Origin of the sequence: Bacillus sp. FSL R5-0560 (assembly GCF_037966305.1) — a bacterium.
GTDB classification, from domain to species: domain Bacteria; phylum Bacillota; class Bacilli; order Bacillales; family Bacillaceae; genus Bacillus; species Bacillus mojavensis.
Genome location: NZ_CP150195.1, coordinates 1523839 through 1538747 on the forward strand (window position 1 = coordinate 1523839; position 14909 = coordinate 1538747).

Sequence of the window (14909 nt, forward strand, 5' to 3'; positions counted from 1 at the left end):
CCGCGATAGATTGGTGGGTATCTGATTCTCTAAACGGCTTTTGTCAATAGAAATAGATATTCGTAATAGATAAACATGTTCCATCCCTCCTTAAGAAAGGGAAGGAATGACAGTTCTCGGACAAGAGAAGGATTTTACATAAATAGCGGCTTCCTGAAAAGGAAGCCGCTGATTTTTATTTTGCATGAACTTTGATGTTATCATCTTCTACTGTGACGTGAAAACTTGCAATCTCGTTATTGTCAAGCAGCAGATCAGTCATTTCATCCTCAATCCATTCCTGGATCGTTCTTCTGAGCGGGCGCGCACCGAATGAAGGATGGTAACCCAGTTCAGCTATTTTTTCTTTTGCTTCATCTGAAACACTCAAGCTGATGCCGCGTTCTGCCAAGGTTTCTTCCAATTCTCCAAGAAGAAGGCTGACGATTTTGACCAGATGCTCTTTTTCAAGGGAACGGAATTCGATGATGCTGTCAAAGCGGTTGAGAAACTCAGGTTTAAAGAACATGCTGAGCGAATCAATTAATGTTTGTTCTTCAATCACGCTGTCTTCTGATTGGAAACCGACTTTCGTTTGTTTTTCACCGGTACCTGCATTGCTTGTCATAATGATGACGGTGTCTTTAAAGCTTACGGTTCTGCCTTGGCTGTCCGTTAAGCGGCCGTCTTCCATAATTTGCAGGAACATATGCTGAACATCTGGGTGCGCTTTTTCAATCTCGTCAAGCAGCACGATGCTGTATGGATTGCGGCGCACTTTTTCCGTTAATTGTCCAGCTTCCTCATGGCCGACGTATCCAGGCGGTGAACCAATGATTTTAGACACGGCGTGTTTCTCCATGTATTCACTCATATCGAGACGGATAATGGCATCTTTCGTGCCGAATAATTCATCCGCCAGTGTTTTAGAAAGCTCTGTTTTCCCTACGCCGGTTGGTCCGACAAAGAGGAAGGAGCCGACTGGTCTGTTTTTTGATTTTAAGCCGGCGCGGCTGCGTCTGACCGCTTTTGCCACTTTTTGAACAGCCGCTTCTTGTCCAATGACGCGTTCATGTAGCTTTGCTTCAAGCTCTTTCATTTTTGTTTGCTCGTCTGCCTGCAGTTTTCCCACAGGAATGCCGGTTTTTTGTTCGACGATATCCTGAATGTGCTCAGCTTCCACTGTGACGGCGGAATGTGCGGAAGAGCTGTTCAGTTTTTTCTCCAGTGCGATTTCTTCATCACGGAGTTTTGCTGCCAATTCGTAATTCTCTTCTTCCAGGGCTTTTGTTTTTTCTGCTTCAATTGCAGTCAGCTGTTCAGCTGCATCTTCATCATTTAAATCATCAATTAACAGATTGGCTTTAGATCCAGCTTCGTCTAATAAATCAATCGCTTTGTCCGGCAGATGTCTGTCCTGAATGTAGCGTGCTGATAAAGTGACACATGCTTTCAATGCTTCATCGCTGAATGTCACGCCATGATATGCTTCGTATTTGTCTTTAATTCCTTGCAGAATGCTGATCGCTTGTTCAATTGTAGGCTCCTGTACCATGACAGGCTGAAAACGTCTTTCCAGCGCCGCATCTTTTTCAATTTGACGGTATTCTTTCAGTGTTGTCGCTCCGATGACTTGGAGCTCACCTCTGGCAAGAGCGGGTTTGAGAATGTTTCCTGCATCCATTGAGCCTTCTGCAGAGCCTGCGCCAACGAGAAGGTGAATTTCATCAATGAAAAGAATGACATTTTTGCGCTCTTTCAACTCAGTGATCAGCTGTTTCATTCTTTCTTCAAATTGACCTCTGATGCCAGTGTTTGCAACAAGGGATGCGACATCTAGCAAGTAAAGTTCTTTGTTTTTTAATTTATGTGGTACATCGCCTTCAGCGATTTTTAAAGCGAGTCCTTCTGCAATAGCTGTTTTCCCTACACCTGGCTCTCCAATCAGCACCGGATTGTTTTTGTTGCGGCGGTTTAGAATCTCGATCACACGCGCAACTTCTTCATCACGGCCGATGACAGGGTCAATCAGACCGGCTTTAGCGCCGTTTGTAATATTTTGCGCCAGCTCATCAAGCAAACCTTTTTTCTCGCTTGCTTTAGCTGCGCTTTGTTCTTTCGGCTGGAATGCTTGTTCAAAGGGAAAACCGAAAGATTGAGGACCCATGCTCATTGAAGGTTTACGAGTCAGTTCGTGATAGCAAGTTTCACATAAAACCATTTGTTTATGAACAGAATTTATTTGCATGTTAAGGCGAATCGTCGCCTCGTTTTGATGACAGTGTTGACAACGCATTTGCCAAAACCCCCTTATAAAATTTGATCAACTTTGACCAATTGACTTGAAAAAAAAAGGTCGATTTAATTGACCTTCTTTGACTAATAGTATACGCCAGATTCACTGGCTTTCAAAACCATTTGCTCAAAGTGGTCTTTCTTGACCAACTTTGACCAATAGAATAATAAAAAAGACGGCTGGTTTGACCTTCTTTGATTAATAGTATACTCTGACCTTTTTTGACTTTCAAGCCTTTTGCTCAAAAATATTTTTGAGTTGTTTCCACAGTAAAACTTGTTTTGTTCGTCTTTTCAAGGAACTTGTCTCATAGGCTATAAAAAGGCTAAAAGGACAATACTGCTGTTGGTTCGGAGGGGAGAAATGGAACAATCAAAAGGGTCTGCACATCAGCTCGCTTTTGTGTATGTAGGCACAGTCGTCGGAGCGGGATTTGCAACTGGCAGGGAAATTGTTGAGTTTTTTCTGAAGTTCGGCTGGTTCGGATTGCTTGGTATTATTATAAGCGGAGGGATGTTCACGTTTTTAGGCGCAAAGCTGATGATCATTTCAAAGCGAATCAATGCCAAGTCATATCAGGAAATGAATATATACTTGTTCGGGGAGGCTGCCGGAAGGATTATCAATGTCTTTATGCTGTTTGTTCTCCTTGGTGTCACATCTGTCATGCTGTCTGGCGCAGGGGCGCTTTTTGAGGAACAGCTTGGCATGTCCGCTCAAGTTGGAATGCTGATCACAATTGGATTAAGTTTGATTGTGATGACAAGAGGAGTAAAAGGCATTTTCGGTGTAAATGTGTTTGTTGTACCGCTTTTGATTATCTTTTCTATGGTTGTGGTGGCCGATTCTTTTATTTTCAGTGAGACGCGGAATACAACTCAGTGGGTGTGGCCGCATCGATGGGACTGGCTATTATCAGCGGTGTCGTACGGCGCTTTGAATTTATCGCTTGCCCAAGCTGTTTTGGTGCCGCTGGCGAATGAAATGTCTTCAGAACAGGTGATAAGAAAAGGCGCTTTCATCGGAGGGACAATGCTGACAATTGTGCTTTCTGCTAGTTTTTTGTCTTTGTCAATGCTGCCGGATGTATTTTTGTATGATATTCCAATGGCTCAAGTGGTTTACCTCTTTGCGCGATCTGTACATTTGATTTACTTGTTGATTATATTCGGCGAAGTGTTCACGTCGGTGATCGGAAATCTTTATGGGCTGGAAAAACAAGTGAAGAGCTTTCTTCCTATAAAAAGTAAATATATCTTTGCGGCAATTATGATTACGGCTTATATCACGAGTCAAATTGGTTACGGCAAGCTCATTTCAACCATTTATCCATTGTTTGGCTATGTGAGCTTGGCCTTTATAGGCGCTTTGGTCTGTAAAAAGGTTCCCCGGCACAGTTTGTAGTCAAAATGTTTATACGTATATAATAATGAAGCAAACGTTTATGCTGGACTCTGCGCTAGCCAGGAATTGATGTGTTTTTGCTGTGTAGAAGAATCAAGCGAAAGAAATGAGACAGGCTTTTGGCTATCTTTTTATTGTCAAGAAAAACAACATTATGGTAAGATAGCAGAAGTGAAAAAATTGAAGAAAATCCGTGGATATGCGGGAGAGGTTCTAGCTACACCCTCTATAAAAAACTAAGGACGTGCTGTATCCTTGGATACGGCCTTTTTTATGTTTTTCTAGAGCACCTTTCCGGAAAGGTGTTTTTTTATATTTTAACAGTTGTAGCGATGTCTCTCGCCGAGGTTTTTTATAGCGGAGAAGGAGAGGAATCATGAAAAAGGAAAAAGCAATTGTCGTATTTAGCGGCGGCCAAGACAGTACTACATGTTTACTGTGGGCGTTAAAGGAATTTGAAGAAGTTGAAACTGTAACTTTTCATTATAATCAGCGTCATTCGCAGGAAGTTGAAGTGGCGAAGGGGATTGCGGATAAGCTTGGCGTGAAAAATCATTTGCTTGATATGTCACTTTTGAACCAGCTTGCGCCTAATGCCCTTACAAGAAATGATATAGAAATTGAAGCAAAAGACGGCGAGCTGCCATCAACATTTGTTCCAGGCCGTAACTTAGTATTCTTATCTTTTGCGTCTATCCTGGCGTATCAAATTGGCGCCCGTCATATTATCACGGGCGTTTGCGAAACGGATTTCAGCGGCTATCCTGACTGCCGTGATGAATTCGTTAAATCTTGCAATGTGACGGTGAACCTGGCCATGGAGAAGCCATTTGTGATTCATACACCGCTCATGTGGCTGAATAAGGCGGAAACGTGGAAACTTGCTGACGAACTGGGCGCGCTTGATTTTGTGAAGAACAACACGCTCACATGCTATAACGGCGTGATCGCAGACGGATGCGGCGAATGTCCGGCATGTCACCTTCGCTCCAGAGGCTATGATGAATATATGGCGATGAAAGGAGAGAGGGCATAAATTGTTATCTCAAATCTATCCACAGGTCCAGCATCCATATTCATTTGAATTGAATAAGGACATGCAAATTTCTGCCGCTCATTTTATTCCGCGTGAAAGTGCGGGAGCGTGCAGCAGGGTGCACGGGCATACGTATACCGTAAATATTACCGTTGCCGGTGATGAGCTTGACGATTCCGGCTTTCTCGTGAATTTCAGTGTGCTCAAAAAACTGGTTCACGGCTCCTATGATCATACGCTTTTAAATGATCATGAAGAATTTTCTAAGGACGACCGGTATTCGCTGCCGACAACTGAAGTCGTGGCAAAAACGATTTATGACAAAGTGCAGGCTTATTTAAACACACTGGAGAATAAACCAAGCTGTGTGCAGGTGTTTGTCCGTGAAACACCGACCAGTTATTGTGTTTACCGTCCGAAAAAGGGTGGTTTGAATGGCTAAAGGAATTCCTGTATTAGAAATTTTCGGCCCGACGATTCAAGGGGAGGGCATGGTGATCGGACAGAAGACAATGTTTGTCCGTACAGCAGGCTGTGATTATTCCTGCAGCTGGTGTGACTCCGCCTTCACTTGGGACGGATCTGCTAAAAAAGATATTCGCTGGATGACAGCCGAGGAGATTTTTTCAGAGCTTAAGGAGATTGGGGGAGACGCGTTTTCTCACGTAACCATCTCCGGCGGAAACCCGGCGCTGTTAAAACAGCTGGATGCTTTGATAGAGCTGCTGAAGGAAAACAATATCCGTGCAGCTCTCGAAACACAGGGGACAGTCTATCAGGATTGGTTTACACTGATCGATGATCTGACGATTTCACCTAAACCGCCAAGTTCGAAAATGGTGACGAACTTTAATAAGCTGGATCACATTTTGACATCACTGAAAGAGAATAACAGACAGCATGCTGTCAGCTTGAAGGTTGTCATTTTTAATGATGAAGATCTCGAGTTTGCCAAAACTGTACACAAACGCTACCCGGGAATACCGTTTTATCTGCAAGTCGGGAACGATGATGTGCATACGGCAGATGACAAATCACTCATTGCACATTTACTTGGAAAATATGAAGCGCTTGTTGATCAGGTCGCTGCCGATGCGGAGCTGAATCTCGTCAGAGTGCTTCCGCAGCTGCATACCCTGTTATGGGGCAACAAAAGAGGAGTTTAATAGGAAGGAAGATAAATATGACGACAAGAAAAGAATCCGAATTAGAAGGTGTAACACTGCTTGGCAACCAAGGAACAAATTATTTGTTTGAATATGCGCCGGACGTGCTGGAATCCTTTCCAAATAAACATGTAAACCGTGATTATTTTGTAAAATTCAACTGCCCTGAATTCACATCTTTATGCCCGAAAACAGGACAGCCTGACTTTGCAACAATTTACATCAGCTATATTCCTGATGAAAAAATGGTGGAGAGCAAATCACTAAAGCTGTACCTGTTCAGCTTCAGAAACCATGGAGACTTCCACGAAGACTGCATGAACATCATCATGAACGACTTGATCGAATTAATGGACCCGCGCTACATTGAAGTATGGGGCAAATTCACGCCAAGAGGCGGAATTTCCATTGATCCGTACACAAACTACGGAAAACCTGGCACGAAGTATGAGAAAATGGCCGAGTACCGCATGATGAATCATGACTTGTATCCGGAGAATGTGGATAATAGATGAGTGGCAGGTGCACAAAAAAAGAGTTACTCTGACTCGGCCTAATTGCTACACTATATAGTGTGATGCAATCAACAAATATCCGGTGTAATTAAGGTATCTCCAAAGGGAGATACCTTTTTCGTTGTATTTAAATAATCAAAGCATTTTATGTAGCTAGTTTTAATCTCAATATTTTAGAGTCAAAAAAATTTAAATCGGACATATTGCTGTAATGCTTTAATACTAGGGGGACATTTGTTCTGTATTGAATTTTGTTAAATAAAGTAGAATAATGGAAGTGATTATTAACTATAATGAGGTGATTCATCAATTGACGAATGAAAGTAAGGAGAAATCAATTCAAGATCAGATAGCTGCTGAGACTAAATCTATAGGATTTGATTACCAGTATTATTATTATTTTCTTAAAATGATTCAACTTCAAGAAGGACAGACAGTTGGATACGAAGTAAAGGATGATGTTCATATTGATCATAGTAATGGCGAGCTAATATTAATTCAATTAAAACATTCTATTGATAAAAAAAATAACTTAACTGAGAAGGACAGTGATTTATGGAAGACAATATCGAACTGGATAAAGATTATAAATGATAAAATAGAAGGTCGAAATACTTTAAAAAAACAGCTTGAATACATAAATAAAACAAAATTTTTATTAGTTACAAATAAGGGTGAAACTAATACTAACAAATTTTTAAGTTTGCTTGAGAAGTATAAGAATGATATTACTTCACTAGCTGAAATTAAAAACCACTTGGAACAAATAAGTGCACCATCAAATGGGAAAGAAGCTTCTACAGTTGATGGTTATATTTCTACTTTAATAGTACAAGACGACGCTTGGTTAGAATCCTTTCTTAAAAGACTAGAGATATTGATGAAAAAGGAGTCATTAATCGAAGAAATTAAGTTGAAAATTAAAGAAAAAAACATTGCGGAATCAAGAATAGATGATGTTTTTGCGTCAATTGATAGCAATCTAAGGTCATATATATATGAAACTGTGTCTAATAGAACTAAGGTAAACATAGATTTCAAAACATATTATCATAAATTTACAAAATACTATGAATTGGGAAGATCGAAAAAGCTTCCAATTAGATCAATAGAAAGACAAGAATCTTTACCTTCCAATCCACTTGACTATACTTTTATTAAACAATTATTAGATTCAGAAGTCATCAGTAAAGAAGATGAGGATTTTGAAGATGATTTAATTAGCATATTTGCTAATAAAATATATATGTATAATAACGAACAGAGGTGGTTGCAAGATAGTGATATAACAAAGGAAGAAATACAAGCTCTTAACAAGGGAGCGCAGAGTAAATGGAGAAATGTGTTTAAGAGAATACATGCTGATTTAAAAATTGAACTTAGAAATAAAAGTATATCTGAAATCGATAAATACAGATTAGATAAATTGGCTAGGGAATGTTATTTTGCTGTTTTAGATATTGAACTCGTGCTAGATGAAACTTGTCTTGATATTGATTTGAGTAATGGAAAATTCTATTATTTATCTGATTATCCTTTTATTGGGTGGAGGTATGATTGGAAAGAAAGGTATCTAAATAATGACTAAATATACAACATTATATAATTCTATTGCTAGGACTGAACTATATAATAATGAAATTCTAGGGGTTATAGCATTATACTCAGTAATATCGAGATTTTCGTCTATTAGCCCCGCAAAGGTAATGCTCATATTGCCTATTGCAATGCATAATTCTTTAGTCTCTTACTTGAATGATTCACGTACTAAAGTAATGAGTTTGGGTCAATTAATTGTAAAAAAAACCGAGTTCTTTTCTAATTTTAATAGAAGGTATTATTCATTGTTGGATGTATCCATGAACTCCCTTCTCATATTGATAAAATTAGGATTAGTATCATTTGATGAAAACGGCAACATAGTGCCGAATAAAGAGGCTAATGAATATACGAGATTAATTAAACAAAAAAAAATGCTTGGAAAAAGGGCTAATAATATAATTAATGCTTCTTCAGCAATAGCAAAGTTAATATCTATGGATAATAATAGTCTTTATTTCGAGTTAAGGGTGAAAATATGAATTTTCATATTAATAAAATAATTTTGTGGTTAAAAAATGGTAAAACTAGAATGTTATCTTTTGAAAAAAATAAAGTAAATGTAATTACAGGTAGTAGTGGGACTGGAAAATCTGAAATTTTGAGTATCATTGATTATTGTTTTTTTGGGAGTAAGCCTAGTATAGCTGATGAAATTATTAATGAGAATGTTACTTGGTATGGTATTAATTTTAATATAAATAATAAATTTTACACAATTGCTAGAGGGCGTATAGTTAATAGAGATGTTTCTAAACAATACTATTTTTCTCCTATTGGAGAGATACCAAATCAACCTTTTTATAAAATAGATGATTCTGAGCTGAAAGAAATTTTAGAACAGGAATTTGGAATTTCAGAAAACACAATTTTTCCTAAAGGAGGAAAATATATAAAAATAGGAAGTAAAATATCATTAAGATATTTTTTGATTTTTAATACGATATCTGAAAACATAATTACCGATACTGACGTATTTTTTGATAAACAAAATACTGATAGATATAGAGATGCTTTGGAAACAGTCTTTGATTTAGCAGTAGGCATTGAAACTGAACAAAATCTTAAATCTCGTGAGAAGATTAATGTTATTAAATCTGAATTGAAACGATTAATGAAAAAAGAATCGAATATGGAGAAAGAACTAGAAATATTTCATGATAATTTAATTGAATTAATAAATAAAGCAAAATATTATAATCTAATAAGTTATGATCAGGTGGATAATGAAAAGAACCTAGGCAGTTTAATGAAAATTTCAGAAGAATATAAACAAGAAAATATTAACTTGAACTTTGATAAGATAAACAACCTTAAACAAGAAAAAAATAGTTTAATAAGAAAAATCAGAAATATCAAGAGATTTATTAAAGAATATGATCAGTATAAAGAGCTTGAAAAAAACACCCTAGATAGTCTAATGCCTATAGACTTCATTAAAGAAAGTGAGAAAATATACGAGTTTCCTGAGCTTAAATTATTGGTTAATAGTCTAACTGAAGAATTTCAATCAATACAAAATGAAATTCGGAAAAGAAAGCCTTTTAATTTTAATATAAAGAAAAAATTGATAGATTATGAAAAAAAGTTAGCGGAAATAGATAAAAGGATTATCGAAGTTCCCATTAATAAAGCAACAACAAACGAGATTGAAAAATTAATATTTATAGGTCATTTGAAGGCGAAGCTAGATATATTTGGTTCTCGAAAAATGAATGATGATAATTTGAATGTATTGAGAGAAAATATACGTAGTAAGGAGAAGGAGTTGGAAAAAGCGTCTAGAAAGCTAAATAATTACGAAGAAAGAAAAAAAACTATTTTAGATTTGTTAGATGAATTAATAGATACGTATCTAATTCAGAGCGAAGATGCTTTAGGAAATTACAAAGGTTTTAAGTCGGCATTTAACTATAATGAAAAAAGATTAGAACTGAGAAAACCAAAATCAGCTTATCCAAGTAGAGTTGGAAGTAGTTCTAATTATATGTTTTTACATATATGTTTGTTTTTGGGGTTACATGAGTTATTTATTCGGCAAAAGTCTTCTTTTGTTCCAAGATGGTTAATATTGGATCAACCTAGCCGTCCTTATTACGGTGAAGAAGAAATAAAAAACGATACTCCCTGGGAAAAAGTGAAAGATACTGATAAAGGTAAGATTACAATTGCAATGAAGTTACTAAATGAATTTATGAATTATGTTAACAACGAATTAAAATTAGATTATCAAATTATTCTATTAGAACATATTCCTGATTCAATATGGAAAGATGCAGATCTCAAAAATTTTCACTTAGTTGAAGAATTCAGGGAAGGTAATGCTCTTATAAGATTTAACGAAAATGGTAAACCATACTGATACAAGTAATTATTATATTTGAAATCGATTTATCCTCAAGAGAATCGTAAATGCTTCAGCTATGTGTTTTGGATTGTTACGGTACAGAGGAATAGTAATTGTACTAAACCACCTGAATCTTAAATATAAGGACTTTATTGATATTAAGCATATACTTAAAATGTTTGTAGATGGTTAGTTGACGTTATGATCTTTAATAAAAAATATTCACCTCCTTAACAGAACAACCCACATTTTTGAGAATTTCCTAATGAATTTCGTTCTAGTTTAATGACAAAAAAGACGAGTGAATCCGGGGGGAATGCCACTCGTCACCTTCTAATGAAAGACGGGATGCTGGATGGCAGCTCGTCTGTTTTATTATAAAGTATCGAACGTATGTTTGTAAAGGCGTCTTTTTTAAAGAAATGGTTAAAATAATGTTCAGAACAGATTCATTGTAAACGTTAACGGCGTTATGTTAAGATGCATGAACTGATAAGGAGTGATACAAAGTGAAAACATTGCGTTTAAACGATGTCACGTTAGAAATATCTGCATTTCAAGAAGAGAGCGAGCCGAAGCGGAAAATTGCCTTTACCTTACACGTTACCAGTGAGGCTTATCATGATATCGCTGTGCTTTTATATGAAAAGTCATTTAACGTCGAAGTTCCGGAAAGAGATCTTGCCTTCCGCGGTGAAATCACAAATTATTCAACGTCATTGACCAACCTGTACGAAGCGGGAGCCGTGAGTGAATTTTATATCGAAATAACGGAAACAGACGCGAACGCCGATTTATAATTGGTGTTTTTTTGATGAAAAAAGCTGCCGGCCGGCAGCTTTTGAGAAAGCTAATTTGATATGTAAGGTGTTTAATTGTTTGTCTAGCAGTTTTTGCAAATGCGTGTGGATGAAGGAGGATTTAATAGGAGTCTCTGATGATCTTGTAATTTTTATGATTTACAACGGTCAGTGAATCTAGCTCAAGATCCCGATAGTTATCCATAATGGTAACATCTACGATAACAGAATTCTCATTAACTTTTTCAACAACACCGGTTAACCCGTTTTTAAATTCAATGACGTTTCCGACCTTAGCGATTTTCACAAGCTTCCTCTCCTTTAAACATAATAATTCCTTTTGAAAGTATTAAACAGTATTTTCATTGAGAAGTAAAGCGATAAGGAGTTTTATCGTTCTAAGGAATTGTCCTGGCGCAGGAAAAATGATATATTGATTTTCGTTCAAAGATTGAAAAGGGGGAGTTTTGATTGCGTCCCGAAGATATAACAGAACAGATTGAGCAGCTGCGTACCGGTGAAATAAAAGAACTGAGAGTCCAAAAGGAACACTTTCTTGATTTTAGAGCCGTTTTATCGAAACAGGACGATTTTAAGCATTTCCGAGGCATTGCCCAGCAAGGCGGAGATGTGGTGTTTCAATATTTAGAACAGCCAAGAAGCTAAAAGGTTTCTCATAAGTGAGAAGCCTTTTTATCATATATGACAGAACAGTAGTTATTTATTACAAACGTTGTAACATACGTAAATTAAATGTAAAACGGCAAAAGTGGAAAAATATGTTTTGAATTGACAAGATTTATAGAAAATGAGGCTGTTTTTTTGCCATTAATCAGTGCGTCACCCGGTATATTCCATCCTGATACCTGTTTGGGAGAGTTGGAAAATCTTTTTCCGTGAAATTGATTTGATCTCTTGTTAAGGTTATGAAGTGTTTTTTGAGCACTTTAAGGAGGAAACTGTATGACGACAAAATTTACTGCTCTAGCTGTTTTTCTTCTTTGTTTCATGCCTGCTTCGAAAATTGAACATACACAAGCTTCACTACTGAACACAAAGAAGACAAACCATGAAGAAGCTAAGCTGCTTACCCATATAAATCATGACACAGACATATCTTTCTCTTCACTGTCTGCTGATGAGGACAAGAAAAAAATAAAGCCGATCAAGCTTTCAGCGAACACTGAAAAGAAAGAAGAACAATCAGAGAAAACGAATGAGAAGAAAGAAACTTATTCTCAGTCTGAAAAAGAATTGCTTTCCCGACTCGTTCACGCAGAAGCGAAGGGCGAATCCTATGAAGGCAAGGTCGCTGTTGCAAGCGTCGTGCTGAATAGGACGGATAAGAAGGGCTTTCCCGATACAATCAGAGGGGTTATTTATCAGAAAAATGCCTTTGAACCTGTCGCAAACGGAAGCATTAATCAAGAGCCTGACAAAGAATCAATTGAGGCTGTTGAAGAAGCGATGTCATCTAAGGACAGAGAAACAGAAGCTCTTTTCTTTTATAACCCGAAAACGGCGTCAGATGACTGGATTCGCTCAAGGAAAATCATTGAAAAAATCGGCAGGCATGTCTTTGCCATATAAGCATAGAAGAGACCATACGTCTCAGCTGTGCTTTTTTTTATAGAAAGAGTAAAAATAAAATAATTTTTGAACTTGTCTCATATGATGTTGATAGTACAAGAGACAAGGAGAGACATCATGAATCGATTTGTAAAAGGGATTATTCTTTTATCCATTGCCGCCTTTTTCGCCGAATGCCTTGAATTTGTCGTGAATATGATTTTGGCGCGCGAGCTTGGCGAGCACGGGATGGGGCTTTACATGAGTATTTTGCCTACCATCTTTTTAATTATTGTCATCGCAAGCCTGGAGCTGCCTATATCAATTTCTAAATTTATTGCTGAATCAAATCCAAAGCTCCATGAAAGCATGCTGAGGCACGCCTTTCGAATGACAGCTGTTTTCACAGCCTTTTCCACTGCCGCCGCCAGTATTGCGCTTCCTTTTATTCCGGTGTTTGATACATATCACCCGTTTATCAAAGGAATCGTCATCGGCTTGATTCCTATTGTCGCCTTTACGTCAATTGCCAGAGGCTACTTCATGGGTGTGCAAAAAATGGGGAAGATCGCAATCGCTAATGTACTTAAAAAAATCATTCAGCTGTTGTGCTTGTTCATCTTTTTTCAATGGTACTCGTTTGAGCTGGACATGGCTGTGCTGATTTCGCTGTTTGTCCTTGTCGTGAGCGATGTGATCGTGCTTGTGTACTTGTATTCGCAGTTTATTCTGGCGAGACGTGCGGTATCGGGCCAGCAGCATATCCATTTACGCGGGAAAGATGTTAGAAAAAGACTGCTGGCCGTATCGATTCCGACAACCGGGCTGCGTATTTTTCACGCTGTGGTCAATGCCATTGAGCCCTTTTTAGTAAAAGGAGCGCTTTTGGCCGCGGGCGTTGCCGGGACAACTGCAATCGATCAATACGGCATGCTTGCCGGAGTGGCTGTGACGATAGGGGCGTTTCCTGCTTTTATCGCCCACTCGCTAATGGTCGTCATGATTCCGAGTATTTCTGAAGCTTATTCTCTCTCTCAATATGACATCGTATTAAAAAGGCTGAAGCAGTCGATCTTTATCACGTTTGGATACGGTATACCAGCTGTCTGGATCATGTTCCAGTTTGCGGAGCCCTTGACCCATCTGTTTTTTCACTCTCCAGAAGCACAATATTATTTGCAGCTTTTGTGGCCGTACTTTCTCTTCCATTTATTTGTGATGCCCCTTCAGGCATGTTTAATCGGGATGGGCTTTGTCAAAGAAGCTTTTTATCATAACGTGTGGAGCCATCTCGTTGCGTTGAGTATGATGTATGTGCTGGGTTCAATGGAAAACCTTCAAATGCTCGGTATTATCCTTGGGATGAATACAGGTATGATTTTGCTGACGAGCCTACATTATACAACGATCTGCAAAGCGCTGCGTGTATCTGTTTTTCTGACGGGAGGAAACCGAACGCCGCGGATTGAAGGATGATAAATCTCTAGCGGGGCAAGCTATTTGAAAAGCATGAAAGGAAGATTCCATGTTGACGAAACGCTTGACCCTCACTACTTGCCTAATCTTATTTGCTATGATTTCATGGCTGCCTCTTTCAGCACAGGCTGCCAATAAACAGCCTGCTGTTCCTGCGGTTTTTCTCATGAAAACGATAGAAGGGGAGGATATCTCCATCCCCAATAAAGGGCAGAAAACGATCCTTCATTTTTGGACTTCATGGTGTCCGCCCTGCAAAAAGGAACTTCCTCAGTTCCAATCATTTTATGAGGCTCATCGATCTGACAGTGTGAAGCTGGTAACGGTCAATTTAGTCAATTCAGAACAAAATCAGCAAGTTGTTGAAGACTTTATCAAAGCAAACCACCTGACCTTTCCGATTGTTCTCGACACAAAAGGGGATTTGATGAAGGAATATCATATTATAACGATTCCTACCTCGTTTTTGCTGAATGAAAAGGGTGAAATTGAGGAAACAAAAGTGGGGCCGATGACGGCAGAACAATTGAAAGAATGGATGAAAGAATAAGCTGAGAGCGTAGCCTTTCAGCTTTTTTGTCATATAATGAAAGGTGAACCGTTGTTAATGATAATTATTATCAAAAAGAAATTAAAATAATTATAATTGAAATTCTCTTTCTGCATGCTATAATTAAGAAAGACATCATGAAATGACCAAACGATGAAGCTGCCTTTTGGGC

General features: G+C 38.1%; 15 protein-coding genes and 1 riboswitch. Of the genes, 13 read left to right on the forward strand and 2 right to left on the reverse strand.

All coding sequences use genetic code 11. From position 1 onward, the window contains the following. Positions 1-175: 175 nt before the first annotated feature. Positions 176-2275, reverse strand: a complete 2100-nt coding sequence (clpE, locus tag NST56_RS07925; RefSeq protein ID WP_339181205.1) for an ATP-dependent protease ATP-binding subunit ClpE — start codon at positions 2273-2275, stop codon at positions 176-178. A 363-nt stretch (positions 2276-2638) separates the two neighbouring features. On the opposite strand from clpE, the gene NST56_RS07930 reads away from it, so the two are divergent. The 9 genes from NST56_RS07930 (at position 2639) to NST56_RS07970 (ending at position 11142) form a co-directional block, all read left to right on the forward strand. Beyond that, positions 2639-3679, forward strand: a complete 1041-nt coding sequence (locus NST56_RS07930; protein ID WP_010334013.1) for a membrane protein — start codon at positions 2639-2641, stop codon at positions 3677-3679. A gap of 201 nt (positions 3680-3880) precedes the next feature. Beyond that, a riboswitch (PreQ1 riboswitch) is annotated at positions 3881-3925 on the forward strand. A gap of 130 nt (positions 3926-4055) precedes the next feature. Continuing rightward, positions 4056-4715, forward strand: coding sequence for a 7-cyano-7-deazaguanine synthase QueC (gene queC, locus NST56_RS07935; RefSeq protein ID WP_010334014.1), 660 nt, complete (start codon positions 4056-4058; stop codon positions 4713-4715). 1 nt (position 4716) lies between these two features. Next, on the forward strand, positions 4717-5157 hold the full coding sequence (gene queD, locus NST56_RS07940) for a 6-carboxytetrahydropterin synthase QueD (RefSeq protein ID WP_229148067.1): 441 nt from the start codon (positions 4717-4719) through the stop codon (positions 5155-5157). After that, entirely contained in the window at positions 5150-5881 is a 732-nt protein-coding gene (queE, locus tag NST56_RS07945; protein ID WP_010334016.1) for a 7-carboxy-7-deazaguanine synthase QueE, read from the forward strand. The genes queD and queE overlap by 8 nt, the downstream gene beginning before the upstream one ends. A gap of 17 nt (positions 5882-5898) precedes the next feature. Further along, on the forward strand, positions 5899-6396 hold the full coding sequence (queF, locus tag NST56_RS07950) for a preQ(1) synthase (RefSeq protein ID WP_339181208.1): 498 nt from the start codon (positions 5899-5901) through the stop codon (positions 6394-6396). Between the two features lie 310 nt (positions 6397-6706). After that, positions 6707-7984 carry a hypothetical protein gene (locus NST56_RS07955; RefSeq protein ID WP_339181209.1) on the forward strand — a complete coding sequence of 426 codons (1278 nt, stop codon included), beginning with the start codon at positions 6707-6709 and terminating at the stop codon, positions 7982-7984. After that, positions 7977-8477, forward strand: a complete 501-nt coding sequence (locus tag NST56_RS07960; RefSeq protein WP_339181211.1) for a three component ABC system middle component — start codon at positions 7977-7979, stop codon at positions 8475-8477. The genes NST56_RS07955 and NST56_RS07960 overlap by 8 nt, the downstream gene beginning before the upstream one ends. After that, positions 8474-10357: a DUF3732 domain-containing protein gene (locus NST56_RS07965; RefSeq protein WP_339181215.1), complete on the forward strand. Its 1884-nt coding sequence runs from the start codon at positions 8474-8476 to the stop codon at positions 10355-10357. Before NST56_RS07960 ends, NST56_RS07965 begins: the two co-directional genes overlap by 4 nt. A 494-nt stretch (positions 10358-10851) precedes the next feature. Beyond that, on the forward strand, positions 10852-11142 hold the full coding sequence (locus tag NST56_RS07970; RefSeq protein WP_268505532.1) for a DUF3219 family protein: 291 nt from the start codon (positions 10852-10854) through the stop codon (positions 11140-11142). A 121-nt stretch (positions 11143-11263) separates the two neighbouring features. Here the strand turns inward: NST56_RS07970 and NST56_RS07975 are convergent, their stop codons facing one another. After that, on the reverse strand, positions 11264-11449 hold the full coding sequence (locus NST56_RS07975) for a YkvS family protein (RefSeq protein WP_003232446.1): 186 nt from the start codon (positions 11447-11449) through the stop codon (positions 11264-11266). Positions 11450-11613: 164 nt separating this feature from the next. Between NST56_RS07975 and NST56_RS07980 the strand changes: the two genes are divergently transcribed. The 4 genes from NST56_RS07980 (at position 11614) to stoA (ending at position 14737) form a co-directional block, all read left to right on the forward strand. Then, positions 11614-11808, forward strand: a complete 195-nt coding sequence (locus tag NST56_RS07980; protein ID WP_010334023.1) for a hypothetical protein — start codon at positions 11614-11616, stop codon at positions 11806-11808. A gap of 297 nt (positions 11809-12105) precedes the next feature. Further along, positions 12106-12732, forward strand: coding sequence for a cell wall hydrolase (locus tag NST56_RS07985; protein ID WP_168747618.1), 627 nt, complete (start codon positions 12106-12108; stop codon positions 12730-12732). A 117-nt stretch (positions 12733-12849) separates the two neighbouring features. Further along, positions 12850-14187 carry a sporulation protein YkvU gene (gene ykvU / locus NST56_RS07990; RefSeq protein ID WP_010334025.1) on the forward strand — a complete coding sequence of 446 codons (1338 nt, stop codon included), beginning with the start codon at positions 12850-12852 and terminating at the stop codon, positions 14185-14187. Between the two features lie 49 nt (positions 14188-14236). After that, a complete protein-coding gene (stoA, locus tag NST56_RS07995; protein ID WP_339181219.1) occupies positions 14237-14737 on the forward strand; it encodes an endospore biogenesis thiol-disulfide oxidoreductase StoA in 501 nt (166 codons plus the stop codon). Positions 14738-14909: the final 172 nt, after the last annotated feature.

Coding starts and splice junctions, on each gene's coding strand:
- clpE (WP_339181205.1), bottom strand. CDS start 2,275: ATGCGTTGTCAACACTGTCATCAAAACGAGGCGACGATTCGCCTTAAC.
- NST56_RS07930 (WP_010334013.1), top strand. CDS start 2,639: ATGGAACAATCAAAAGGGTCTGCACATCAGCTCGCTTTTGTGTATGTA.
- queC (WP_010334014.1), top strand. CDS start 4,056: ATGAAAAAGGAAAAAGCAATTGTCGTATTTAGCGGCGGCCAAGACAGT.
- queE (WP_010334016.1), top strand. CDS start 5,150: ATGGCTAAAGGAATTCCTGTATTAGAAATTTTCGGCCCGACGATTCAA.
- queF (WP_339181208.1), top strand. CDS start 5,899: ATGACGACAAGAAAAGAATCCGAATTAGAAGGTGTAACACTGCTTGGC.
- NST56_RS07960 (WP_339181211.1), top strand. CDS start 7,977: ATGACTAAATATACAACATTATATAATTCTATTGCTAGGACTGAACTA.
- NST56_RS07965 (WP_339181215.1), top strand. CDS start 8,474: ATGAATTTTCATATTAATAAAATAATTTTGTGGTTAAAAAATGGTAAA.
- NST56_RS07985 (WP_168747618.1), top strand. CDS start 12,106: ATGACGACAAAATTTACTGCTCTAGCTGTTTTTCTTCTTTGTTTCATG.
- ykvU (WP_010334025.1), top strand. CDS start 12,850: ATGAATCGATTTGTAAAAGGGATTATTCTTTTATCCATTGCCGCCTTT.
- stoA (WP_339181219.1), top strand. CDS start 14,237: ATGTTGACGAAACGCTTGACCCTCACTACTTGCCTAATCTTATTTGCT.